Here is a 21,219-nt window from a genome sequence, read left to right on the forward strand (position 1 = left end):
GTGCTAAACGATCCCCGCTTTACGGCTGAAGTCGAGCTGACCATTCCCTTTCATGATGTCGATATGATGGGCGTGGCGTGGCACGGCAACTATTTCCGCTATTTCGAAATTGCACGCGAGGCGCTGCTTAACCAGTTTGACTATGGCTATCGCCAGATGAAGGACTCGGGTTTCGTCTGGCCGGTGGTTGATACGCGCGTGAAGTACCGCCATCCGCTGACCTTCGAGCAGCGTATCCGCGTGCGCGCGCGCATTGAAGAATATGAAAATCGCCTGCGCATAGGCTACGAAATTTTTGACGCCAACAGCGGCCAACGAACCACCACCGGCTACACCATTCAGGTGGCGGTCGACGAAGCCAGCCGCGAGTTGTGTTTTGTCAGCCCGGATATTTTGTTCGAACGCATGGGGGTGACGCCGTGAGATTTCTGCCATTGCTGGCGCTGCTGATAAGCCCATTTGTGAGCGCCCTGACGCTCGACACGCTGCAACAGCGTTTTACGGAACAGCCGGTGATCCGTGCGCACTTCGATCAGACCCGCACGATTAAAGATTTGCCGCAACCGCTGCGATCGCAAGGCACGATGCTGATCGCCCGCGACCAGGGCCTGCTGTGGGACCAGACGGCGCCGTTCCCGATGCAGCTGCTGCTGGATGATAAACGCATGGTACAAGCTATCAACGGTCAGCCGCCGCAGACGATTACCGCAGACAATAATCCGCAGATGTTCCAGTTTAACCACCTGCTGCGCGCGCTGTTCCAGGCCGATCGCACGGTGCTCGAGCAGAACTTCCGCGTCGATTTTGCCGACCTCGGCGACGGGCGCTGGACGCTGCGCCTCACGCCGACCTCCACGCCGCTGGATAAAATTTTTGCCACCATTGATTTGGCCGGTAAGACCTATCTGCAGCACATTACGTTGAATGATAAACAGGGCGATCGCACCGATATCACTCTTTCCCAACACCAACTGACGCCCGCCCAGCTAACCGATGACGAACGCCAACGCTTTACCGCCCCGTAAACGCCCGGCGCTGCTGTGGGCCCTCGCCTGCCTGCTGATGCTGGCGGCGCTGCTCACGCTGCTGCCCCAGGCACGCCTCAACAGCAGCGTGCTGGCCATGCTGCCCAAACAGGCCATGGGCGCGCTGCCGCCGAACCTCAACGACGGCTTTATGCAGCGCCTCGACCGTCAGCTGGTCTGGCTGGTCAGCCCCGGTAAGCAGGCCGACCCGCAGGTCGCCCGCGACTGGCTGACGCGGCTACAGCAGTCGCACGCGCTCGCTACGGTAAAAGGCCCGATGGATGCCGACAGTCAGCAGGCCTGGGGCGCTTTTTTCTGGCAGCACCGCAACGGCCTGATTGACCCTGACACCCGCACGCGGCTGCAAAACGGCGGCGAAGCACAGGCGCAGTGGATCCTCTCCCAGCTCTATTCGGCTTTTTCCGGCGTGAGCGGCAAAGAGCTGCAAAACGATCCGCTGATGCTGATGCGCGGCTCGCAGCTGGCGATGGCGAAAAACGGCCAGCGCCTGCGGCTGATGGACGGCTGGCTGGTCACCCAGGATAGTGAAGGCAACTATTGGTACCTGCTGCACGGCGAACTGGCGGGTTCTTCTTTTGATATGCAACAAACGCACCGCCTGGTGACCACGCTCAATACGCTTGAGGAGGAGCTCAAGGCGCGCTATCCGCAGGCTCAGCTGCTGTCACGCGGTACGGTATTTTACAGCGACTACGCCAGCCAGCAGGCCAAGCGGGACGTCTCGACCCTCGGCGTCGCCACCCTGCTGGGCGTGCTGCTGCTGATTGTCGTGACCTTTCGCTCGCTGCGCCCGCTGCTGCTGTGTTTGATCTCCATCGCCATCGGCGCGCTGGCAGGGACCGTGGCGACACTGCTGGTGTTTGGCGAGCTGCACCTGATGACGCTGGTGATGAGTATGAGCATCATCGGAATTTCCGCCGACTATACGCTCTACTATCTGACCGAGCGGATGGTGCACGGCGCGGAGGCCACGCCGTGGCAAAGCCTCGATAAGGTGCGCAACGCCCTGCTGCTGGCGCTGCTGACCACCGTCGCGGCGTACCTGATTATGATGCTCGCCCCGTTCCCCGGCATTCGCCAGATGGCGCTGTTTGCGGCGGTGGGGCTGAGCGCCTCGTGCCTGACGGTCATTTTCTGGCATCCGTGGCTGTGCCGCGGCCTGCCGGTGCGTCCGGTTCCGGCAATGGTACTGATGCTGCGCTGGCTGGCGGCCTGGCGGCGGAATAAAAAGCTGTCTGTCGGGCTGCCGCTGGCTCTGGCGCTGCTGTCGCTGGCGGGCCTGGCGACGCTACGCGTCGATGATGATATCGCCCAGCTTCAGGCGCTGCCGCAGCATCTGCTGAAGCAGGAAAAAACCATTACCGCCCTCACAGGGCAAAGCGTCGATCAGAAGTGGTTTGTGGTGTACGGTGCCTCCGCGCAGCAAACGCTGGAGCGCCTGGAAGCCTTTACGCCCGCGCTGGACGCGGCGCAAAAATCCGGTCTGCTGAGCGGCTTTCGTCCCCTGGCGCTGAATTCGCTCGCCCGTCAACAGCAGGATCTCGCCCTCTTAAGAACGGCCGCGCCCGCTATCATCAATGCGTTGCACAGCGCCGGGTTGACAACGGTGACGCCGGACCTGTCGCCGATGCCGGTCACGGTTGATGACTGGCTCAATAGCCCGGCCAGCGAAGGCTGGCGGCTGCTGTGGCTCACACTGCCCGCTGGCGAAAGCGGCGTGCTGGTGCCGGTTGACGGCGTAAAGGACAGCGCGGCGCTGAACGCACTGAGCGAGAAATACGCCGGGGTAGCGTGGGTGGATCGTAAGAGCACCTTCGATGCGCTGTTCGCGCTGTATCGTAGCGTGTTAACCGGACTGCTGTTTATCGCCCTGGCGGTGATCGCCTGCGGGGCGATCGTCCGGCTCGGCTGGCGGCGAGGGCTTATCAGCCTCGTGCCGTCGGTACTCTCGCTCGGCTGCGGCCTGGCGGCGCTGGCGCTGAGCGGTCACCCGCTCAATCTGTTTTCGCTGCTGGCGTTGGTGCTGGTGCTGGGTATCGGCATTAACTACACCCTATTTTTCAGTAATCCGCGCGGCACGCCGCTCACGTCAATGCTGGCGATCGGTCTGGCGATGCTGACGACGTTGTTGACCCTCGGGATGCTGGTTTTCAGCGCCACGCAGGCCATCAGCAGTTTTGGTATCGTCCTGGTGAGCGGGATTTTCACCGCCTTCCTGCTGTCGCCGCTGGCGATGCCGGGCAAAAAAGAGAAGAAAAAACGATGATGATAGCGACATTTTTTGCCGGATGGCGACGCGTTGCCGTCCTATCCGGCTTACACACACCACCACACCCGGCAGGCCGGATCACGCTACGCCGTCATCCGGCAATCCACGCCATAATCCTGAGCTGTGCGTTCGTCCTGGCCGGCTGCAGCCATTCGCAGCAGGATCAATCCGGCCGCCCGCAGGCCTGGCTGGAACCGGGTACCCGTGTAACCCTGCCCGCGCCGGGCATCACGCCGGCGGTCAGTTCACAGCAGCTACTGACCGGCAGCTTCAACGGTCAGACCCAGTCGCTGCTGGTGATGCTGAACGCCAACGATCAAAAACTGACGCTGGCAGGGCTGTCATCGGTCGGTATCCGTCTGTTTCTCGTGACCTACGACGACCGTGGGCTCCACGCCGAGCAGTCGATCGTTGTGCCGCAGCTGCCGCCCGCCAGCCAGGTGCTGGCCGACGTCATGCTCAGCCACTGGCCGATTAGCGCCTGGCTGCCGCAGCTGCCGAAAGGCTGGACCCTGACGGACCACGGCGATAAACGCGAGCTGCGCAACGCGCGCGGCGCGCTGGTGACGGAAATCACCTACCTGAACCGCAAGGGCAAGCGTGAGCCTATTAGCATTGAGCAGCACGTCTTTAAATACCACATCACCATTCAATATTTAGGTGACTGATATGATTTATATTTCTGCGGTCGGCATGATTAATGCGCTGGGCAGCCATACGGATGATATCGCTGCGAATCTCACCCGCGGCGTGGCGCCAGGCATGCGTGCCAGAACCGGCTGGCTCCAGGGGCACCCACACGCGGTGCTCGGCGGCGTCGACGGCGAGCTGCCCGCTATTCCTGATACCTTTTGCGATCACCGTTCGCGCAACAACCAGCTGCTGCTGGCCGCCCTGTCCCAGATTGCGCCACAGGTCGACGGCGCCATCACCCGGTACGGGCGCGATCGGGTCGCCGTTGTCCTGGGTACCAGCACTTCCGGTCTCGATGAGGGCGACGCGCACGTTAACCTGACGCTCAACGGCCAGCAGAGCGCCGCGTGGCATTATCCGCAGCAGGAGCTCGGCGATCCGTCGCGCTTCCTCAGCCGCTGGCTGGATCTCGATGGCCCGGCGTTTACGCTGTCTACCGCCTGTTCCTCCAGCGCTCGCGCCATTATCAGCGGGCGTCGCCTGATCGAAGCCGGGCTGGCCGATGTCGCGATTGTCGGTGGCGCCGACACGCTCAGCCGCATGCCAATTAACGGCTTTCACAGCCTGGAGTCGCTCTCACCAACGCGTTGCCAGCCGTTCGGTGAGGGGCGCAGCGGCATTACCATCGGCGAAGGCGCGGCGCTGATGCTGCTCACCCGCGAACCACAGCCCATTGCGCTGCTGGGCGTCGGAGAATCCAGCGATGCCTACCATATTTCCGCACCGCATCCGCAGGGGGAAGGCGCCATTCGCGCCATTGAGCTGGCGCTGAGCGATGCCGGTATGGCCCCTGACGATATTGGTTACATCAATCTGCATGGGACCGCCACGCCGCTGAACGATCAGATTGAATCACGGGTGGTCAATGCGCTATTTGGCGAGCGGGTACCGTGCAGCTCTACCAAACACCTGACCGGGCATACGCTTGGTGCGGCGGGCATCACCGAAGCCGCGCTCAGCATGTTGATTTTACAGCGCAATTTGCCGCTACCCGCCCAGGACTTTAGCCAGTCGCCGCGCGACCCGGCGCTGCCACCCTGCGGCATTATCACGCAGCCACAGCCGCTGGAACGCCCGGTTATTTTGTCGAATTCCTTTGCCTTTGGCGGCAATAACGCCAGCATTTTGCTCGGGAGAATCGCATGAGCCCCTATCTGTCGCCCGCCGAATATCTGCCGCACGACGCCCCGATGCTGCTGCTCGACGAGGTCGAGTGGGTCAGCGAGGAGCAGGCGGTTTGCCGCGTGAGCATCGACAGCACCGGCGTGCTGTCGCCGTTTCTTGACCCGGAAGGAAATCTACCGGGCTGGTATGCGCTGGAGCTGATGGCGCAGACCGTTGGCGTCTGGTCAGGCTGGCATCGCCATCAACAGGGGCAGGCGGCTATCGCTCTCGGCATGGTGCTGGGTGCCCGCGAACTGATCTGCGCCGCAGGCTGTTTGCCCGGCGGAAAAACCCTCACCATCACCGTCAAGCTGCTGATGCAGGACGCGCGCTTTGGCAGCTTTGAATGCGCCATTACCGCCGATGAACAGACGCTGGCCACCGGCCGCGTTAACACCTTCCAGCCGACGGCAGAAGAACTTCAATCACTCTTTCAACAGGGAGCGTCCTCATGAGTCGTTCAGTTTTAGTGACCGGCGCAAGTAAAGGTATCGGCCGCGCCATTGCCCGTCAGCTGGCCGCCGACGGCTTCACGGTCGGCGTCCACTACCACCGTGACGCGCAGGGCGCGCAGGCAACGCTGGAAGCGATTCTCGCCGCCGGTGGCGCCGGGCGTCTGCTGTGTTTTGACGTCGCCGACCGCGCCCAGTGCCGCGAAGTTCTGGAGCAGGATATCGACGCACACGGTGCATGGTATGGCGTGGTGAGCAACGCGGGCATCGCCCGCGACGCCGCCTTCCCGGCGCTAAGCGACAGTGACTGGGACGCGGTGATCCATACCAATCTCGACAGTTTTTATAACGTCATCCAGCCGTGCATTATGCCGATGATTGGCGCTCGCCAGGGCGGTCGCATCATCACGCTGTCGTCAGTCTCCGGCGTGATGGGCAACCGTGGGCAGGTCAACTACAGTGCCGCCAAAGCCGGGATCATCGGCGCGACCAAAGCGCTGGCCATTGAGCTTGCGAAACGCAAAATTACCGTTAACTGCATTGCGCCGGGGCTTATCGACACCGGCATGATTGAGATGGAAGAAGCCGCGCTGAAAGAAGCGATGGCGATCATTCCGATGAAGCGCATGGGCCAGGCCGACGAAGTGGCCGGGCTCGCCAGCTATTTAATGTCAGACGTGGCGGGCTATGTCACCCGCCAGGTGATTTCCATCAATGGAGGGATGTTATGACACGTCGCGTAGTCATTACCGGCATGGGCGGCGTGACCGCCTTTGGGGAAAGCTGGCAGAACGTCTCCGCCAGGTTGCTGGCCTACGAAAATGCCGTGCGCAAAATGCCGGAATGGCAGGTTTACGACGGGCTGCACACGCTACTGGGCGCCCCTGTTGACGATTTTGCTCTCCCGGAGCACTACACCCGCAAACGAATTCGCGCCATGGGCCGCGTGTCGTTGATGTCGACCCGCGCCACCGAGCTGGCGCTGGAACAGGCAGGTCTGATTGGCGACGACGTGCTGACCAACGGGGATACCGGTATCGCCTACGGCTCATCAACCGGCAGCACCGGTCCGGTGAGCGAATTCGCGACCATGCTTACCGAAAAGCACACCAACAATATTACGGGCACCACCTATGTGCAGATGATGCCGCACACCACCGCCGTGAACACCGGGCTGTTCTTTGGCCTGCGCGGTCGGGTCATTCCCACCTCCAGCGCCTGCACCTCAGGCAGCCAGGCTATCGGCTACGCGTGGGAAGCGATTCGTCACGGTTATCAAACGGTGATGGTCGCCGGCGGTGCGGAAGAGCTGTGCCCGTCGGAAGCGGCGGTATTTGATACGCTGTTTGCCACCAGCCAGCGCAACGATGAACCGAAAACTACCCCTTCGCCGTTTGATGAAAGCCGCGACGGTCTGGTGATCGGCGAAGGCGCCGGGACGCTGATTCTGGAAGAGCTTGAGCACGCTAAAGCGCGCGGTGCGACGATTTACGGCGAAATCATCGGCTTCGCCACCAACTGTGACGCCGCGCATATCACCCAACCGCAGCGGGAAACCATGCAGATTTGTATGCAGCAGGCGCTTAAGATGGCCGGGCTGAGCCCGCTAGACATCGGCTATATTTCCGCGCACGGCACCGCCACCGACCGGGGCGACATCGCCGAAAGCCAGGCGACGGCCGCTATCTACGGCGATAACGTTCCCCTCTCCTCGCTGAAAAGCTATTTTGGTCACACCCTGGGTGCCTGCGGCGCGCTGGAGGCCTGGATGAGTCTGCAAATGATGCGCGAGGGTTGGTTCGCACCGACGCTGAATCTGCATAAGCCGGACGCCAACTGCGGCGCGCTGGACTACATCATGGGCGAGGCCCGTCGCATCGACTGTGAGTTTTTGCAGAGCAACAACTTTGCGTTTGGCGGCATCAATACCTCCATCATTATTAAACGCTGGCCGTAGCGTGTACCGTCTGCTGCTGGGGAAAGTGTCGGTATTAAGCGCAGGCTTTCTGCCGCCCGCGCTTATTGCCGAGGCACCGTCTGGCCCCCGGCGCCCCCGCTGGCTGGCCGGTCGGGCCCTGCTTGCCCGCGCCGTCTCACCGCTGCCCGACATCGGCTACGGCGAGCAGGGCAAGCCCTGCTTCTCCTCGCCTTCCCCGCTGTGGTTCAACCTGAGCCACAGCGGGGATAATATTGCTCTGCTGCTCAGCGATGAGGGCGAAGTCGGCTGCGATATCGAAGCGCTACGCCCGCGAGCCCGCTGGCCCGCGCTGGCCGAGGCGCTGTTCAGCCCCGGCGAACGCGCGCAGATCGCGGCAGCGCCACCGGCGGCACAGCTGCCCACCTTCTGGCAAATCTGGACCCGTAAAGAAGCGATGCTAAAACAGCGCGGCGGCAGCGTCTGGCAGATGGCGCAGGCCGACAGCACGCAGCCCGATTCGCTTTTTATCGCGCATCATTGGCTGAATACGCTCAGCATCGCCGTTTGCACGCCAACGCCGGTTAATCTGGCGGCGCTGATAACGTCAGCAACCGTGCGTTAATCCGCCCCACGTGCAGTCTGCACAAATGCCAGATAAACGGAAAATCGCTTATTTTGATGCACATCATTTTTACCGCTATCGTCGGCGGCGACCTACAACATTGATTCTGGTCAACTCCATTCCGCCAGCGGCAGTGCATTTTATGCGCCATTTTATTTATGCGGTGAATGAGAAATTGGTTTTAAGACTTGAACAAATGTTTGTCCGGCCAGCCAGTCTGTGGGGGTGGTTGATGTGTAATGCGCTGAATGCGATGGCTATCGTTATCTGCTTTTCCGCCATCAGCGCGTTTATTGGCATCCGGGAATCTGCCTGGCACATCGTGGTGACGGTAGCGATAATTATCTCCACATTCTACAGCGCTAACTATTTTTCCGCGCTGGAGTCGCGTAACGACAGGCGGCGTTTTTTCCTTTTCGCCTGGGTGGTTGTGACCATCATTCTGAACTTCATCCATATTACAGGCTGACTCGCCGCGTAACGGATGCCGGTCCTCTCCCGTTTCGGGAGAAAGACCTGACGATGATAGCCTACGGACGCGGGCCGAACATCTCGATCAGCTGTTTTTCATCCGGCATGCCAACCACCTGCTGCAGCTCATTTTTATCATTCATGTAGTAAATGGCTGGCGTGACGTTAGCCCCGAGATCGTCCATCAGCTTCTGATGCTGCTGGAGTAAATTGAAGGTTTCGCGCGGCGTCGTTCCGGTAAAATGCGGCAGTTTTTTACCGCCCGACAGTTCGTAGTCCCGCCAGGCCGCTACCGGGTCGGCCGCATTCAGAATCGCCGTCGCGTTGCGGCCGCTTTGCGGGTTCAGGAAGGCCACCAGCAGCGTGTTGAGCTGTACTTTACCTGCCGCTACCCAGGGCTGGGCCGCCGACCAGAAGGTTTTACAGTACGGACAGAACGGATCGGCAAACACCACCACCTTGCGTTCGGCGCTATCGGGCCCCTCTTTCAGCGCGTGAGCGTCGTTCAGCTTCTGCCACATCTCGCGCCCCAGCGGGATGTAAATCTCGCTTTTGAAAAAGTCCTCGCTCAGGTTTTTTCCTTTATCATCATAAAGGTAGCCAGAAACCACGTGTTTACCGTCGGGAGTAAGAAACAGCGTGACGCCCATATCCTGATACTGACCGACCCAGCTTTTGAGCCCGCCTGGCGCATCAATTTCTTTGATAATTTTGATGTTTTGCTGCTCGCTAAAGCGTTTAACAACGTCGGGCAGCGGCGTGCTGGCAAAAGCCAGCGCGGGCATCAGCGTCAGCGCCATCAGTAGCGTGGATTTCATTTTCGTCTCTCCTTAAAGCGGGGACGCCCCGCGAGTGAAGTGGTTCGCCGCTGGAGAATCGGCCTGATAGCGTCGCCATCAGGCCGTTGAGGCAGGTTATGGCGCAGTACGGTGAATTTCCGCTACGCGCTTGCGTACGCCAAACCAGCCCGCGACCAGCAGAATGGCAATCAGCGGCAGCGCGGCAATAGTGTAGGTACCGTTCGGGTAGTCAAACGCCATCAGCACCAGCACGCTCAGCAGGAACAGCAGCGTCAGCCACGAGGTAAACGGCGCGCCCGGCAGCTTGAAGCTCACGTCGGCGGCTTTGCCCTCTTTGATGGCCTTACGCAGACGCAGCTGGCACACCATGATGAAGCCCCATGACGCAATAATCCCCAGCGAAGCGAAGTTAAGGACAATCTCAAACACCTGCGATGGTACCAGATAGTTGAGGAACACGCCCACCACATAGACCACCAGCGTCGCCATAATACCGGCATACGGCACGTGCTGGCGGCTCATTTTGCTCATGAACTTCGGCGCCGAGCCGCCCATCGCCATGGAGCGCAAAATACGCCCTGTGCAGTACAGGCCTGAGTTCAGGCTGGAGAGCGCCGCAGTCAGCACTACGATATTCATAATGCTGCCAATGTACGGTACGCCCAGCTTGGAGAAGAAGGTCACGAACGGGCTTTGCCCCGCCTGATAGGCCGTCCACGGCAGCAGCAGCACCAGCAGTACGACTGAACCAACGTAGAACAGACCGATACGCCAGATGACGCTATTGATTGCACGCGGCACCATGGTCTGCGGGTCTTTACATTCACCGGCGGCGGTGCCCACCAGTTCAATGGACGCAAAGGCAAAAACCACCCCCTGCACCAGCACCAGCGCAGGCAACAGGCCGTGCGGGAAGAAACCGCCGTTATCGGTAATCAGGTGGAAACCGGTCGCGTTGCCGTCCAGCGGTTTGCCGCTGCCGAGGTAGACGGTGCCGACCACCAGAAACACCACGATCGCCAGCACTTTAATCAGCGCGAACCAGAACTCCATTTCGGCGAACCACTTCACGCCAATCATGTTCATGGTGCCCACCACCGCCAGCGCGCCGAGGGCAAACACCCACTGCGGGACATCGCCAAAAGCGCCCCAGTAGTGCATATACAGGGCGACCGCGGTGATGTCGACAATGCCAGTCATCGCCCAGTTAATGAAATACATCCAGCCAGCCACATAGGCCGCCTTTTCACCGAGAAATTCGCGGGCATAAGAGACGAAACTGCCGCTCGAGGGGCGGTGCAGCACCAGCTCACCCAGCGCACGCAGGATGAAGAACGAGAAAATACCGCAAACCAGGTACACCAGCGCCAGCGCGGGCCCGGCCATTTGCAGGCGCGCACCTGCGCCGAGGAACAGACCGGTACCGATTGCGCCACCGATCGCGATCATCTGTACCTGGCGATTACCCATCGCCTTGTGATACCCCTCTTCGTGGGCATTCAGCCAGCGTCTTTTCGCCGCGCGTTGCTCCGCGGCAGATGTGTTTTGTGTTTCCATTTTTCCCTGTTACCTGTCTGATTTTAGGAGGACTTCAGGCCGTCGGCGGCGGAACGCAGGCCGCGACGGTCAACGCGATTTTTCCCGTCATTCTGCGTAGGGATAAAATCGCCGCGAAGCATCCTACCTGCAATTAATAAGCGGTGCAAAACATACGCGGGGGTCAGCGGCGACGCCGGCAGATAAAGCGCGCGTTGCCGCCGCTGAGCACAGCGATTTGCTCTGCGTCAGACCGCGCAGATTTCACGTTGTTGCCGCAATAAGGATCGTCTGTCGACAGGCAGAGAAAAGGCCTCTGCAGAGAGGCCTTGGGGAAAGAGAAAGCCGCAAGAAAACTTAATTTCGTCGAATCAACTTAGCGCTAAAAATATATTTTTCATTCAGAACGGTGCGTTGCCGGAAAAAGATTAACCGATGCCCCCAGGCACAGCATATAACCAAACAGCTCGCAGCCCTCTTCAACCATATTTTTAACCACACGAACATAGCCGTCCTGTAAAATAGAGTGCCAAAGCATCGACATGCCAAACAGGCGAGAGAAAATAAGAATTGCCAGCAGGCCCGAGATCATCAGCCCGTACGACGGCGTGGTGGTATACTCAACCAGCTGCACGAGTACCCGCTGCGGACGGCGAAACGTGTAGGCTATCGTCACCAGGCTGACCGCCAGCGCAAACCACAGCCAGCTGCCGTGGTGGATAAGGTCAAAAACCGCGTCCAGCTCGCGAATGAGCATAGCCATAAAGAAGCCGGCAATCAGGATATGACGCTGTCGCGCGATGCGCGCTTTACGGGCGCGGAAAAGGTGTATCACCACGATGCCAAACAGAATGCATTCCTGGACAATTTCGGTGAGTGAATCTTCCGACAGGTCGTTTTTAAAAATATTCACATCAACATGCAAACAGAGAACCGCCACCACCACGGCCGCAGCCAAAAAAATAACGCGCAATAATAAATTAACTAAAAGCATAAAATTCACTACATTTTATAAAACGTTAATATTACTGCGCCCACCTTTCTGTAACTTATCGTTCTGTGCCACATCCTCTCGATATTTAACATTACATGCTATTAACCGGCAAGATTATTTAAACCACACAAACAGCATTGTTAAAATAATCGCTAAAAAACGTCTATTTATCATGTTGCATTTTCATACGCATAGCGGCACAGCGTGTTAATGCCGCGCTCTGGGCTTTTAATACCGGTATGGAGATAGAGCGCTTTTGCCTCATGCACCCAGAAGCTGCCCCCGGCTCTCGCCTGCGCATGAAACAGCGTCGCCTGCGGGTACATGGCAGACAAATTCCCTTTACTGAAGCCAAACCACTTGCGCGACACCTCGCGCAGCTCGCGAGTCGTTAGCAGCCGTCCGCCGAGGCGGTGGCAGCGCTCGCGGGCTTCTGCAAAATTATCATCGACCGCACCGTCGCCCACCAGCCAGACGCCGAGCGTAAAGCGATAGCGCTGGGTATCGCCGGTTTTGCGATTGTGCATCGTCAACACCCCTTCTCGCTCACTCGCCAGCGGGCGCCTTTTCATACGCAGCGTCACTCGCCCTTCATGATGTGCCCCGACTTCCAGCCAGCCATGGTTAAAGCTAAAGGTAACGTCATTCAGATTGAGTCCTTCATAATTACTGCTCATGGTGACGGTCGCGCCGGTAAAACCGGCGGTCAGGATACTGGCCGTGCGAAAACCGGGCGTGCTGGGGGCATGAAAGCTGATGCGCCGGAACTCATCGCGCATCTCAGCCTGCGCCGCCAGACCCGCTGACGGCAGTAAAAGCGCGGCCATCGCGACGGCCCACGGGGAAATCATCATCTGCACACATCCTGTCGTCGCTAGCGAAAACCCTGATGCTGACAGAATAGTGTGACGCATTGATAAATAAAGATAATTTACATATTCTGACGCTTTAAAACCGCGCGTGCCCGGCAGTACTACCGTTCCGGCATATCGCGGTTGAATGGCCGATGAACAAGGGGAAGATTGGGAAAGACGTCGCCCGCTACAGCGACTGTTCCAGCTCGCGTAGAAATTCGGCAATGACCGACTCGTTGCGCTTGTAATAGGTCCAGGTCGCGACCTTTTTACTGGTCAGCAGCCCTGCCTTGTGCAGCTTATTAAGATGCGAAGAGATGGTCGGTTGCGACAGCGCGGTTTTATCCTGAATAAAGCTGGCGCATACGCCGTCCTGCTGCGGATCGAGCAAATGCGGATAGTCGGCAAAATGACGAGCAGGCTCGCGCAGCCAGTGGAGGATCTCCCGGCGCGTGGGGTTAGAAATGGCTTTCAGAATATCGTCAGTATTTAGCGGCATCAGGCTGGCTACGGCAAGAAAGATGGGCTGTACATTAGGCAGCGTGCCCACAAAAGTCAATGCGGGCGACGTCTGCCGCCCGCATTGCGCTTATTTCGCGCGGTAAACCGGGTAATCGGTATACCCGGCAACGCCTCCGCCAAACAGGGTATTGCGATCCACCGGGTTCAGCGGCCAGCCGTGGGCGATGCGCGCCGGCAGGTCCGGGTTTGCAATAAAGGTACGACCAAAACCGAACAGGTCGCCCAGCCCGGCATCCAGCATACGGCTGGCTTTTTCTGCGGTGTATTTCCCGGCATACATCAGGACGTTACGGAAGGTTTCCCGCAGCGCATGATAAAACTCCTGCGGCAGATCCGGCGCGTTATCCCAGTCGGCTTCGGCGATGGACAGGTAGGCAATACCCAGCTCATTAAGCTGGCGAGCCGCCGTAATGTAGGTCGTGAACGGATCCGGCTCCACCAGTCCCAGATAGACGCGATCTTCCGTAGTGCTTTCAAACAGCGGCGCAAAACGCACGCCCACGCGCTCTTTTCCTACAACCTCAATCACCGCCTGGGTGACTTCACGCAGGAAGCGCAGACGATTATCAAGGGAACCCCCGTAAATATCATCACGTTGGTTGGTATGCACGGACATAAACTGGTTGATCAGGTAGCCGTTGGCCGCGTGCAGCTCCACGCCGTCGAAACCGGCCTCCATCGCGTGACGCGCGGCGGCGGCGTACAGCGCCACCAGCTCACGGACTTCATCGGTGCTGAGCGCGCGCGGTGCGGACGGCGCAGCCAGCGCGCCGGTACCCGGCCCGGTTTCGATAAACACTTTCACATTGGTCGCCGCAATGGCTGACGGGGCGACCGGCGCGCCTTCGGCGGGCTGAAGAGAGGTGTGCGAAACGCGACCGACGTGCCACAGCTGGGCAAAGATCACCCCACCCTGCTGGTGAACGCGATCGGTGACTTTTTTCCAGCCCGCGATCTGTTCCGGCGTGTAGATCCCCGGCGTCCAGGCATAGCCCTGACCACGTGGTTCAATTTGTGTGCCTTCGCTAACCATAAACCCGGCGCTACAGCGCTGGGCGTAATATTCTGCCATCAGGTCGTTAGCGACGTTGCCCGGCTGGCCGCTGCGCGAGCGGGTGAGCGGTGGGAGGGCGATGCGATTTTTCAGATTGAAGGCCCCAAGCGTTAAGGGGGTGAACAGCGCGGCGTTTTCCATGATCTTATCCATTGCGGGTTCTCTGGCGGGCAACATCGCCCGCCGACGGTGAAACGCAGGCTACGCCTTATATCGAAACATTTCAATATTTATATATTTCAATATTTGAATTAATGACGCTCTTGCTCGCCCCCACGGCAGACCAGCCCGGTCGCAACAGCGTTGCGTGGCCCTTCCGTGCCGCGGATATTCCCCTGACCGGCAACAACCCCGTAGTGCGACAGCGCATCGGTAATCAACTGCGGTATTTCAAAATCCAGCGACGAGCCGCCGACCAGAACGACAAAGGCGATGTCGCGGATCTCGCCTCCAGGCGATACCTGACGTAGCGCGCGCAGACAGTTGGTGACAAATACTTTTTCTTTTGCCTGCCGGCGCACAAGGCGGATTTTTTCCAGCGATGTCTGGTTATCGATGGGCACCAGCGTGCCGTTTTTGATATAGACCACCCTGGCAAATACCGCAGGACTGAGCGGTTCGCGGAAAAATTCGACGGCGCCGTTTTCATGGCGAATGCTGAACAGGCTTTCCACTTTCGCCAGCGGGTATTTTTTGATTTCCTCTGCCAGCAGTAAATCACTTAACCCCAGTTCGGTTTTAATCAACAGGCTCACCATATTACCGGCCCCGGCCAGGTGCACCGACCTGACCTCTCCCGCCTGATTAATGGTGGCGGCATCGGTTGAGCCTGCGCCGAGATCGAGAATCGCCAGCGGCATATCGCTGCCCGGGGTGGTCAGCGCACCGACGATCGCCATGTCGGCCTCAACGCCACCCACGTCGACCCGCGTCGCCAGCTGCTGGCTCAGCTCATTGGCAATCGCTTCCATTTGCAAGCGGTCTGACTTCACCATGGCGGCAATCCCCACCGCATTTTCCATCGAGAACTCTCCCGCCAGCCCGCCCTGAACCTTGCGCGGAATGAACGTATCAACCGCCAGCAAATCCTGAATAAAGACGGCGTCCATACCGTGACCGCTCAAGGACGCCATCACCTGGCGCACGCGCTCCAGCATCCCTCCGGCGTGCGTACCGGCTTCCCCGCGAATATCACGGACTGGCGCGCAGCCCGAAATCACCCGCATAATGGCACCGGCGCCGTCAGCAACATCGACCTGCACCGTGCGTTTATCGCCACGCACGGTGATATGCCCCGCCGGAATCACCCGAGATTTCACATCGCCCTGAGGCGTTTTCAGCACCACCGCCGAACGATTGCCTATCAGCGCCCGCGCAACGGGCACGATCATCTTCGTCTCTTCAGGGGTCAGTTGAAACCAGGTGGCGATACCATAGGGGTTAGAGAGCAATGAAATAACCTGCCCGGTCGCGGCCACCTCAACCGCCGCCAGCACCCCTTCCGGGACCTGCTCAATGAGCGTCACCTCATCGACGATCGGCAAGGTGCGTTGCAGACGATTGTTGATCAGCACGCCGTCATCCTGTTGCAGGATCACCGCCACCACGTTAATGCCGCGATCGAGCGCGGCGTTTAGCTGCCACGCCGCCTCCATAAAATCAATCTGGCGGCCGATTAGCGGGATCCAGCCTTCGTCATAACGCGCCCTGGGCAGCGATGCCAGATGATTGAGGCTAATGGTGGTGCCCACGCCCAGCCCTTCGCCACCGGGGGTCTGCGGATTGTGCCCAATCATCGTCGATTCAGTGATGATGGTCTCGGTGATGGTTTCCATGGCCACATCACCGATCACCGGTGCGGCCTCATTGAGATAGACGCGTTCCAGCGCCTGCGGACTGCGGCCCGCTTTTTCCAGCGCCTGATGGAGCGAGGCGATCACGCCGTTGATGTTCTCGCGCGTACCTTTGGTACCGGTCGTGGCAACAATACCGCTGGCCAGAAAGCGTGGTCCGTGTGGTGTGGAGTCCGCTAATGCCACTTCCGTGGTGGCATTGCCGATATCAATTCCCGCCATTAACGCCATTATGCCTACCCTTAATCTTCTTTTTTCCGCAGCTTATCGCGCTGGCGATAAACCTCCGCCGCCTCGCGGACAAAATCCGCGTTGACCGTGGCCTGATACTGCTGTTCCAGCTCGTCGGCAATGGCAAGCAGCTCCTGTTCGGAAGAGCGGTACGGGCGCAGCGCATTGTAAATTTCGAGGATCCGGCCATCGGGAATCGCGATCAGCTCCCCGGCGCGGCGCAGATTGCGGGCTATCGCATGGCGGTGCATCTGTTCAGCTATTTGTGCCTGATATTCCAGCGTTTCCCGTGAGATACGCACATCCTGCGGCCCAATCTTCCCGGCAAGGACATTTTCGAGGGTAATCTCGGTTAACGGCTTACCGGTAGGCGTCCGGATGCGTTCCGGGCAGCGGGAGGCCAGCGGATAATCGGCGGCAGTCATCGTGGTTTTATTGCTCATACGTCCTCCCGGGTAATGTCAATCTTCAGCGCGACAGGTTTGGCGTTCGGCACGACGTGCTTAGTTTCTTTAATGTGGAACAACGCTGCTTTTGCCATAAATTTCGGCCGCACCATCTGGTCGTTCACCACCGGTACCGGCGATGGCGATTCTTTACGGGCATAACGTGCGGCGTTTTTTCCTATCTGGCGGTAGGTTTCCAGGGTAAGTAACGGAGCCTGCGAGAAGAGCTCCAGATTACTGAGCGGCAGCAGGTCACGCTGGTGAATCACGGTTGTACCTTTGGATTGGATACCAATACCGATTCCTGAACCGCTCAGGTTGGCTGCATCCCAGGACATAAACGAAACGTCCGAGGTCCGTAATACCCTGACCACTCTGGCATGGAGCCCTTCTTCTTCTACACCGGCGATCAGTTCCTTGATAATCGCTTTATGCGGCATATCAATCAGCGTGCGATGCTGAAATTTATCAAACGCCGGGCCGACGGCAATCACCACTTCGTCCACGCGTTCACCCGCTTTCGCGACCCCGTTCTCGACCAGGTTAAGCGTAAAAACCGGGCGTTTACTCTGTGTTGTATCCATTGCGTATCCCCGTTTACTCGATGCTGTCCGGTTGAATGACCGTGGCAATGTTTTTGATCTCTTCCCAGCGCTCTGGCGACAGGCGGTAGCCCGTCCCCGGCCCCTGATAGTCATTGACATCATTGACCGCGCTCACGACTTCAAACTGGCGGTCGAGAATGGCGGAGGTTTGCAAGTAGTCACCGGTGACGCGCTGGCGCAGCATCGCCAGAATATTGTTAGCGACATCATCAAAGCCGTTTATGCTCAGAGCCTTAACGATATCGAGCCCGGTGATGTTGCGCTGCATCATGTCCTCGACCGCGCTGAGATCCTCCACCACATTGCGCGACGGCATGTCCTTACTGCCGTGGGCGTAAGTGGCTGCCGTCACTTCTTCATCGGTAACCGGCGGGAGCCCGAGCTCGCGGAATACGGCCTGCACCGCGCGTGCGGCCTTGTTACGAATGGCAATGGTCTCCGCCTCTGAGACCGGGCGCAGGCCGCCATCGACCATCAGGTCTCGTTGCAGAATGTTGTAATCGTCAAAGTCTTCCGCATCGAAGTTCGATCCGGCAAACATGTTGTCGTAGTTCGGCACCGCGCTGTAGCCGGAGAAGATAAAATCGGTTCCCGGCAGCATCTGCATCAAGGTACGTGCCGTGCGGCGAATATCTGAATGAGAGAAGGTTTGATCGTTGGCGGAAGCCACTTCGAGGTCGAGCATCGAAGCAATCAGGTTTTCAGCCAGCACTGCGCGAATGCCGGATGGCACGGCACCTGTCATGCCGATGCAGCTTACCGCCCCGTTCTGCAGCCCCTGAACGCCCGCACCTTTGGTGATAAAAATACAGCGCGACTCGAGGTACAGCATGGATTTACTCTCTGCATAGCCCATCAGCGCCTCAGAGCCTGTTCCGGAGGTGTAGCGCATTTTCAACCCGCGCGAGGCGTAGGCTGATGCGAGAAAACCCTTCGACCACGGCGTGTCATCGCCATCGGTGAACACCGCTTCGGTTCCGTAGACAGAGACCGTTTCCGCATAGCTGGTAAAGCCGCGCATGCCCAGCTCCAGCTCCGTGGCCTCTTCCACTGAACACTGAGTTAACACGCCAGGCCGACCGGACTGGGAGCCAATCAGCAGCCCCAGCGCGTTAAACGGCGCATAGCGCGCAATCCCGACGGTGGTTTCTTGTTCAGAAAAACCGCGGATCCCGGCTTCAGCGGCATCCGCAGCAATTTGCACGGGATTATCCTTCAGGTTGGTAACGTGACATTGATTAGACGGCGTACGGCGGGCGCGCATCTTTTGCATCGCCATCATCATCTCCACCACGTTCATATGCGCCATCACCTCTACGGCTTTGGCTGGCGTAATGGCGGTCGTTATCTTGATGATCTCAGCGCGGTCAACGTGGATATCCACCAGCATGCGCGCAATGGTTAGCGCATCAAGAGACATCGCATGCTCGGTTTCATTGATGTTAATGGCGTAGTCAGCGATAAAGCGGTCAATCATGTCAAAATCGGCGCGCGCTTTGCCGTCCAGTTCCACAATGCGCCCATTTTCCACTTTTACCGATGACGACGGATCCCAGGGGCTGCCCATCGCGATCAGCCCTTCCTCTGGCCATTCGCCGATCAGCCCATCCTGGTTTACCGGCCGTTTTTCAAGGACTTCAAATCGTTTTGATCGTCTCATTTTCTCTGGCTCATAAAATTAAAAATAGCGCCCGGCAATGCCATGCCGGGTGAGAATGATCGGCAACTTAAAGGGTCGAGAGGCACAAACAAATTAAATAAATTACGTTCCATTTTGATACGCATTTTTATTAATGCGTTTCAAATTGGAACTGAAAAATACGATTCACGAGGCAAATGTGATATTCGGCCGTCGCCAAATCAAAAATGACGCTAAAAATACTCCCCCACTGAAATAACGTACCTATTTCGCACCGTTGACTTAGTCTTTTTTTTGCCAAAAATATCACTAAAGCGTTAATGCCGTTTTCGACATTTCATCCTTCACGACACAACCTTTTATTAATTTATAACTACTGCTATTAACAAACTACGGATTAGGTCAGGAGTAGCCATGAATAAAAGTCTTTCTCGCGCCACCGTAAGCCTGGCGATGGCCAAAGCCATGGCGGCAGAGGCTGAAAAAAAAGCCATTGAAATCAGCGTTCCGGTGGTTATTTCCATCGTCGACGGCGGTGCTCACACGCTGTTGCTGCAGCGAATGGACGATGCATTGGTGACCAGCTGTGATATTTCGCTAAACAAAGCATGGACCGCATGCTGTATGAAACAGCCCACCCACGCGCTGACTGAAGTCGTGCAACCTGGGCAATCTCTGTACGGTTTAGCGCTAACCAACCAACAGCGCATTGTTATTTTTGGCGGTGGTTTTCCAATAATGGAAAAAGGCGAAATTATTGGCGCCATTGGCGTTAGCGGCGGCACCGTCGAGCAGGACATGGAAATAGCCAGCGCGGCGCTGGACTATTTTAAAAAGAATTAATCACGCTAATTCATTCATTATTTCAGAAGGTGCAACATGAGCGACCGTATGTATGATTTTCTTGTTCCCAATGTAAATTTCTTTGGCCCGGGGTCAGTCTCGGTGGTGGGCGAGCGCTGCAAACTGCTGGGCGGTAAAAAAGTCCTGCTGGTGACCGATAAGGGGCTGCGTTCAATAAAAGACGGCGCCGTCGATCGGACCGTGAAGCATCTGCACGAGGCCGGTATTGAGGTCGTGATTTTCGACGGCGTAGAGCCAAACCCGAAAGACACCAACGTTCTCGACGGGCTGGCCATTTTCCGCAAGGAACATTGCGATATGATTATTACCGTCGGCGGCGGTAGCCCGCACGACTGCGGTAAAGGTATCGGCATTGCCGCGACCCACCCGGGCGATCTCTATCAGTATGCGGGTATTGAAACCCTGACCCATGCGCTGCCGCCCATTATTGCCGTCAATACCACCGCCGGCACCGCCAGCGAAGTCACTCGTCACTGCGTGTTAACCAACACCAAAACCAAAGTAAAATTTGTCATCGTCAGCTGGCGTAACCTGCCTTGCGTGTCAATCAACGACCCGCAGCTGATGCTGGGCAAACCGGCGGGTCTGACCGCCGCTACCGGTATGGATGCGCTGACCCACGCGGTGGAAGCCTATATTTCGAAAGACGCCAACCCGGTGACCGACGCGTCGGCCATTCAGGCGATCAAACTGATTGCCACCAACCTGCGCCAGGCGGTTGCGCTGGGGAGCAACCTCAAGGCACGTGAGAACATGGCGTGCGCTTCGCTGCTGGCCGGCATGGCGTTCAATAACGCCAACCTCGGGTATGTCCACGCGATGGCGCACCAGTTGGGTGGTTTGTACGACATGGCTCATGGGGTAGCGAACGCCGTCCTGCTGCCGCACGTTTGCCGTTACAATCTGATCGCTAACCCGGAAAAATTCGCCGATATCGCCACCTTTATGGGGGAAAATACCGCCGGACTGTCCACCCTCGACGCCGCAGAGCTTGCTATCAAGGCCATTACCCGTCTCTCTAAAGACGTCGGTATCCCTCAGCACCTGCGCGAACTGGGCGTAAAAGAAGCGGACTTCCCGTACATGGCCGAAATGGCGCTCAAGGACGGCAACGCGTTCTCTAACCCACGTAAAGGGAATGAAAAAGAAGTCGCCGAAATCTTCCGCCAGGCGTTCTGATCCTGTC

General features: G+C 58.2%; 22 protein-coding genes. 12 read left to right on the plus strand and 10 right to left on the minus strand.

Going from position 1 to position 21,219, the window contains the following annotated elements; all coding sequences use genetic code 11:
- The 10 genes from H7R56_RS15280 (at position 1) to H7R56_RS15325 (ending at position 8,633) form a co-directional block, all read left to right on the plus strand.
- Positions 1 to 423: an acyl-CoA thioesterase gene (locus tag H7R56_RS15280; RefSeq protein WP_106928677.1), complete on the plus strand. Its 423-nt coding sequence runs from the start codon at positions 1 to 3 to the stop codon at positions 421 to 423.
- Positions 420 to 1,025, plus strand: coding sequence for a LolA family protein (locus tag H7R56_RS15285; RefSeq protein ID WP_106928679.1), 606 nt, complete (start codon positions 420 to 422; stop codon positions 1,023 to 1,025). The genes H7R56_RS15280 and H7R56_RS15285 overlap by 4 nt, the downstream gene beginning before the upstream one ends.
- A complete protein-coding gene (locus H7R56_RS15290) occupies positions 994 to 3,312 on the plus strand; it encodes an MMPL family transporter (RefSeq protein WP_106928681.1) in 2,319 nt (772 codons plus the stop codon). The genes H7R56_RS15285 and H7R56_RS15290 overlap by 32 nt, the downstream gene beginning before the upstream one ends.
- Before the next feature lie 2 nt (positions 3,313 to 3,314).
- Complete coding sequence (locus tag H7R56_RS15295) at positions 3,315 to 3,983, plus strand: DUF3261 domain-containing protein (protein WP_374956751.1); 669 nt, start codon at positions 3,315 to 3,317, stop codon at positions 3,981 to 3,983.
- A 1-nt stretch (position 3,984) separates the two neighbouring features.
- Positions 3,985 to 5,154 carry a beta-ketoacyl-[acyl-carrier-protein] synthase family protein gene (locus tag H7R56_RS15300; RefSeq protein ID WP_106928683.1) on the plus strand — a complete coding sequence of 390 codons (1,170 nt, stop codon included), beginning with the start codon at positions 3,985 to 3,987 and terminating at the stop codon, positions 5,152 to 5,154.
- Positions 5,151 to 5,627, plus strand: coding sequence for a hotdog family protein (locus H7R56_RS15305; RefSeq protein ID WP_106928685.1), 477 nt, complete (start codon positions 5,151 to 5,153; stop codon positions 5,625 to 5,627). Before H7R56_RS15300 ends, H7R56_RS15305 begins: the two co-directional genes overlap by 4 nt.
- Positions 5,624 to 6,355 (plus strand): 3-ketoacyl-ACP reductase FabG2, encoded by a 732-nt coding sequence (locus H7R56_RS15310; protein WP_106928687.1) that lies wholly within the window; start codon positions 5,624 to 5,626, stop codon positions 6,353 to 6,355. The genes H7R56_RS15305 and H7R56_RS15310 overlap by 4 nt, the downstream gene beginning before the upstream one ends.
- Complete coding sequence (locus tag H7R56_RS15315; RefSeq protein WP_106928689.1) at positions 6,352 to 7,581, plus strand: beta-ketoacyl-ACP synthase; 1,230 nt, start codon at positions 6,352 to 6,354, stop codon at positions 7,579 to 7,581. The genes H7R56_RS15310 and H7R56_RS15315 overlap by 4 nt, the downstream gene beginning before the upstream one ends.
- Before the next feature lies 1 nt (position 7,582).
- The gene (gene acpT / locus H7R56_RS15320; protein WP_106928690.1) at positions 7,583 to 8,164 is read left to right on the plus strand and encodes a 4'-phosphopantetheinyl transferase AcpT; all 582 of its coding nucleotides are present in this window, start codon (positions 7,583 to 7,585) and stop codon (positions 8,162 to 8,164) included.
- A 232-nt stretch (positions 8,165 to 8,396) separates the two neighbouring features.
- Positions 8,397 to 8,633: a hypothetical protein gene (locus H7R56_RS15325; RefSeq protein ID WP_106928692.1), complete on the plus strand. Its 237-nt coding sequence runs from the start codon at positions 8,397 to 8,399 to the stop codon at positions 8,631 to 8,633.
- Between the two features lie 61 nt (positions 8,634 to 8,694).
- On the opposite strand, the gene dsbG is transcribed toward H7R56_RS15325, so the two are convergent.
- The 10 genes from dsbG to H7R56_RS15375 all read right to left on the minus strand — a co-directional run bounded on the left by dsbG (position 8,695) and on the right by H7R56_RS15375 (position 19,190).
- Positions 8,695 to 9,453, minus strand: coding sequence for a thiol:disulfide interchange protein DsbG (gene dsbG / locus H7R56_RS15330; RefSeq protein WP_182928297.1), 759 nt, complete (start codon positions 9,451 to 9,453; stop codon positions 8,695 to 8,697).
- A gap of 96 nt (positions 9,454 to 9,549) precedes the next feature.
- Entirely contained in the window at positions 9,550 to 10,992 is a 1,443-nt protein-coding gene (gene ansP, locus H7R56_RS15335; protein ID WP_106928695.1) for an L-asparagine permease, read from the minus strand.
- Between the two features lie 376 nt (positions 10,993 to 11,368).
- Positions 11,369 to 11,965 (minus strand): transporter, encoded by a 597-nt coding sequence (locus tag H7R56_RS15340; RefSeq protein WP_106928856.1) that lies wholly within the window; start codon positions 11,963 to 11,965, stop codon positions 11,369 to 11,371.
- Positions 11,966 to 12,135: 170 nt separating this feature from the next.
- Positions 12,136 to 12,819, minus strand: a complete 684-nt coding sequence (locus H7R56_RS15345; RefSeq protein ID WP_106928697.1) for a hypothetical protein — start codon at positions 12,817 to 12,819, stop codon at positions 12,136 to 12,138.
- A gap of 187 nt (positions 12,820 to 13,006) precedes the next feature.
- A complete protein-coding gene (locus tag H7R56_RS15350) occupies positions 13,007 to 13,318 on the minus strand; it encodes an ArsR/SmtB family transcription factor (RefSeq protein ID WP_106928858.1) in 312 nt (103 codons plus the stop codon).
- A 90-nt stretch (positions 13,319 to 13,408) separates the two neighbouring features.
- Positions 13,409 to 14,536, minus strand: a complete 1,128-nt coding sequence (locus H7R56_RS15355) for an alkene reductase (RefSeq protein WP_181358021.1) — start codon at positions 14,534 to 14,536, stop codon at positions 13,409 to 13,411.
- Positions 14,537 to 14,646: 110 nt separating this feature from the next.
- Positions 14,647 to 16,479 (minus strand): diol dehydratase reactivase subunit alpha, encoded by a 1,833-nt coding sequence (locus tag H7R56_RS15360; protein WP_106928701.1) that lies wholly within the window; start codon positions 16,477 to 16,479, stop codon positions 14,647 to 14,649.
- An 11-nt stretch (positions 16,480 to 16,490) separates the two neighbouring features.
- Complete coding sequence (locus tag H7R56_RS15365) at positions 16,491 to 16,922, minus strand: diol dehydratase small subunit (protein ID WP_106928703.1); 432 nt, start codon at positions 16,920 to 16,922, stop codon at positions 16,491 to 16,493.
- Positions 16,919 to 17,509 (minus strand): propanediol/glycerol family dehydratase medium subunit, encoded by a 591-nt coding sequence (locus tag H7R56_RS15370; RefSeq protein WP_106928706.1) that lies wholly within the window; start codon positions 17,507 to 17,509, stop codon positions 16,919 to 16,921. Before H7R56_RS15370 ends, H7R56_RS15365 begins: the two co-directional genes overlap by 4 nt.
- 13 nt (positions 17,510 to 17,522) lie before the next feature.
- Complete coding sequence (locus tag H7R56_RS15375) at positions 17,523 to 19,190, minus strand: propanediol/glycerol family dehydratase large subunit (protein ID WP_106928707.1); 1,668 nt, start codon at positions 19,188 to 19,190, stop codon at positions 17,523 to 17,525.
- A 393-nt stretch (positions 19,191 to 19,583) separates the two neighbouring features.
- Here H7R56_RS15375 and H7R56_RS15380 point away from each other — a divergent pair, with 393 nt between their 5' ends.
- Together H7R56_RS15380 and dhaT are read left to right on the plus strand one after the other, a co-directional pair.
- Complete coding sequence (locus tag H7R56_RS15380; protein ID WP_106928709.1) at positions 19,584 to 20,012, plus strand: GlcG/HbpS family heme-binding protein; 429 nt, start codon at positions 19,584 to 19,586, stop codon at positions 20,010 to 20,012.
- 36 nt (positions 20,013 to 20,048) lie between these two features.
- Entirely contained in the window at positions 20,049 to 21,212 is a 1,164-nt protein-coding gene (gene dhaT, locus H7R56_RS15385) for a 1,3-propanediol dehydrogenase (protein WP_106928711.1), read from the plus strand.
- Positions 21,213 to 21,219: the final 7 nt, after the last annotated feature.

Origin of the sequence: Klebsiella sp. WP3-W18-ESBL-02, from assembly GCF_014168815.1 — a bacterium.
Classification (GTDB): Bacteria; Pseudomonadota; Gammaproteobacteria; order Enterobacterales; family Enterobacteriaceae; genus Kluyvera; species Kluyvera ascorbata_B.

What these genes read in the sequence shown, in the direction of transcription:
- H7R56_RS15290 (WP_106928681.1), top strand. Translation starts at nt 994, where the DNA reads ATGACGAACGCCAACGCTTTACCGCCCCGTAAACGCCCGGCGCTGCTG.
- H7R56_RS15300 (WP_106928683.1), top strand. Translation starts at nt 3,985, where the DNA reads ATGATTTATATTTCTGCGGTCGGCATGATTAATGCGCTGGGCAGCCAT.
- H7R56_RS15305 (WP_106928685.1), top strand. Translation starts at nt 5,151, where the DNA reads ATGAGCCCCTATCTGTCGCCCGCCGAATATCTGCCGCACGACGCCCCG.
- H7R56_RS15310 (WP_106928687.1), top strand. Translation starts at nt 5,624, where the DNA reads ATGAGTCGTTCAGTTTTAGTGACCGGCGCAAGTAAAGGTATCGGCCGC.
- H7R56_RS15315 (WP_106928689.1), top strand. Translation starts at nt 6,352, where the DNA reads ATGACACGTCGCGTAGTCATTACCGGCATGGGCGGCGTGACCGCCTTT.
- H7R56_RS15325 (WP_106928692.1), top strand. Translation starts at nt 8,397, where the DNA reads ATGTGTAATGCGCTGAATGCGATGGCTATCGTTATCTGCTTTTCCGCC.
- dsbG (WP_182928297.1), bottom strand. Translation starts at nt 9,453, where the DNA reads ATGAAATCCACGCTACTGATGGCGCTGACGCTGATGCCCGCGCTGGCT.
- ansP (WP_106928695.1), bottom strand. Translation starts at nt 10,992, where the DNA reads ATGGAAACACAAAACACATCTGCCGCGGAGCAACGCGCGGCGAAAAGA.
- H7R56_RS15340 (WP_106928856.1), bottom strand. Translation starts at nt 11,965, where the DNA reads ATGCTTTTAGTTAATTTATTATTGCGCGTTATTTTTTTGGCTGCGGCC.
- H7R56_RS15345 (WP_106928697.1), bottom strand. Translation starts at nt 12,819, where the DNA reads ATGATGATTTCCCCGTGGGCCGTCGCGATGGCCGCGCTTTTACTGCCG.
- H7R56_RS15350 (WP_106928858.1), bottom strand. Translation starts at nt 13,318, where the DNA reads ATGCCGCTAAATACTGACGATATTCTGAAAGCCATTTCTAACCCCACG.
- H7R56_RS15355 (WP_181358021.1), bottom strand. Translation starts at nt 14,536, where the DNA reads ATGGAAAACGCCGCGCTGTTCACCCCCTTAACGCTTGGGGCCTTCAAT.
- H7R56_RS15360 (WP_106928701.1), bottom strand. Translation starts at nt 16,479, where the DNA reads ATGGCGTTAATGGCGGGAATTGATATCGGCAATGCCACCACGGAAGTG.
- H7R56_RS15365 (WP_106928703.1), bottom strand. Translation starts at nt 16,922, where the DNA reads ATGAGCAATAAAACCACGATGACTGCCGCCGATTATCCGCTGGCCTCC.
- H7R56_RS15370 (WP_106928706.1), bottom strand. Translation starts at nt 17,509, where the DNA reads ATGGATACAACACAGAGTAAACGCCCGGTTTTTACGCTTAACCTGGTC.
- H7R56_RS15375 (WP_106928707.1), bottom strand. Translation starts at nt 19,190, where the DNA reads ATGAGACGATCAAAACGATTTGAAGTCCTTGAAAAACGGCCGGTAAAC.
- H7R56_RS15380 (WP_106928709.1), top strand. Translation starts at nt 19,584, where the DNA reads ATGAATAAAAGTCTTTCTCGCGCCACCGTAAGCCTGGCGATGGCCAAA.
- dhaT (WP_106928711.1), top strand. Translation starts at nt 20,049, where the DNA reads ATGAGCGACCGTATGTATGATTTTCTTGTTCCCAATGTAAATTTCTTT.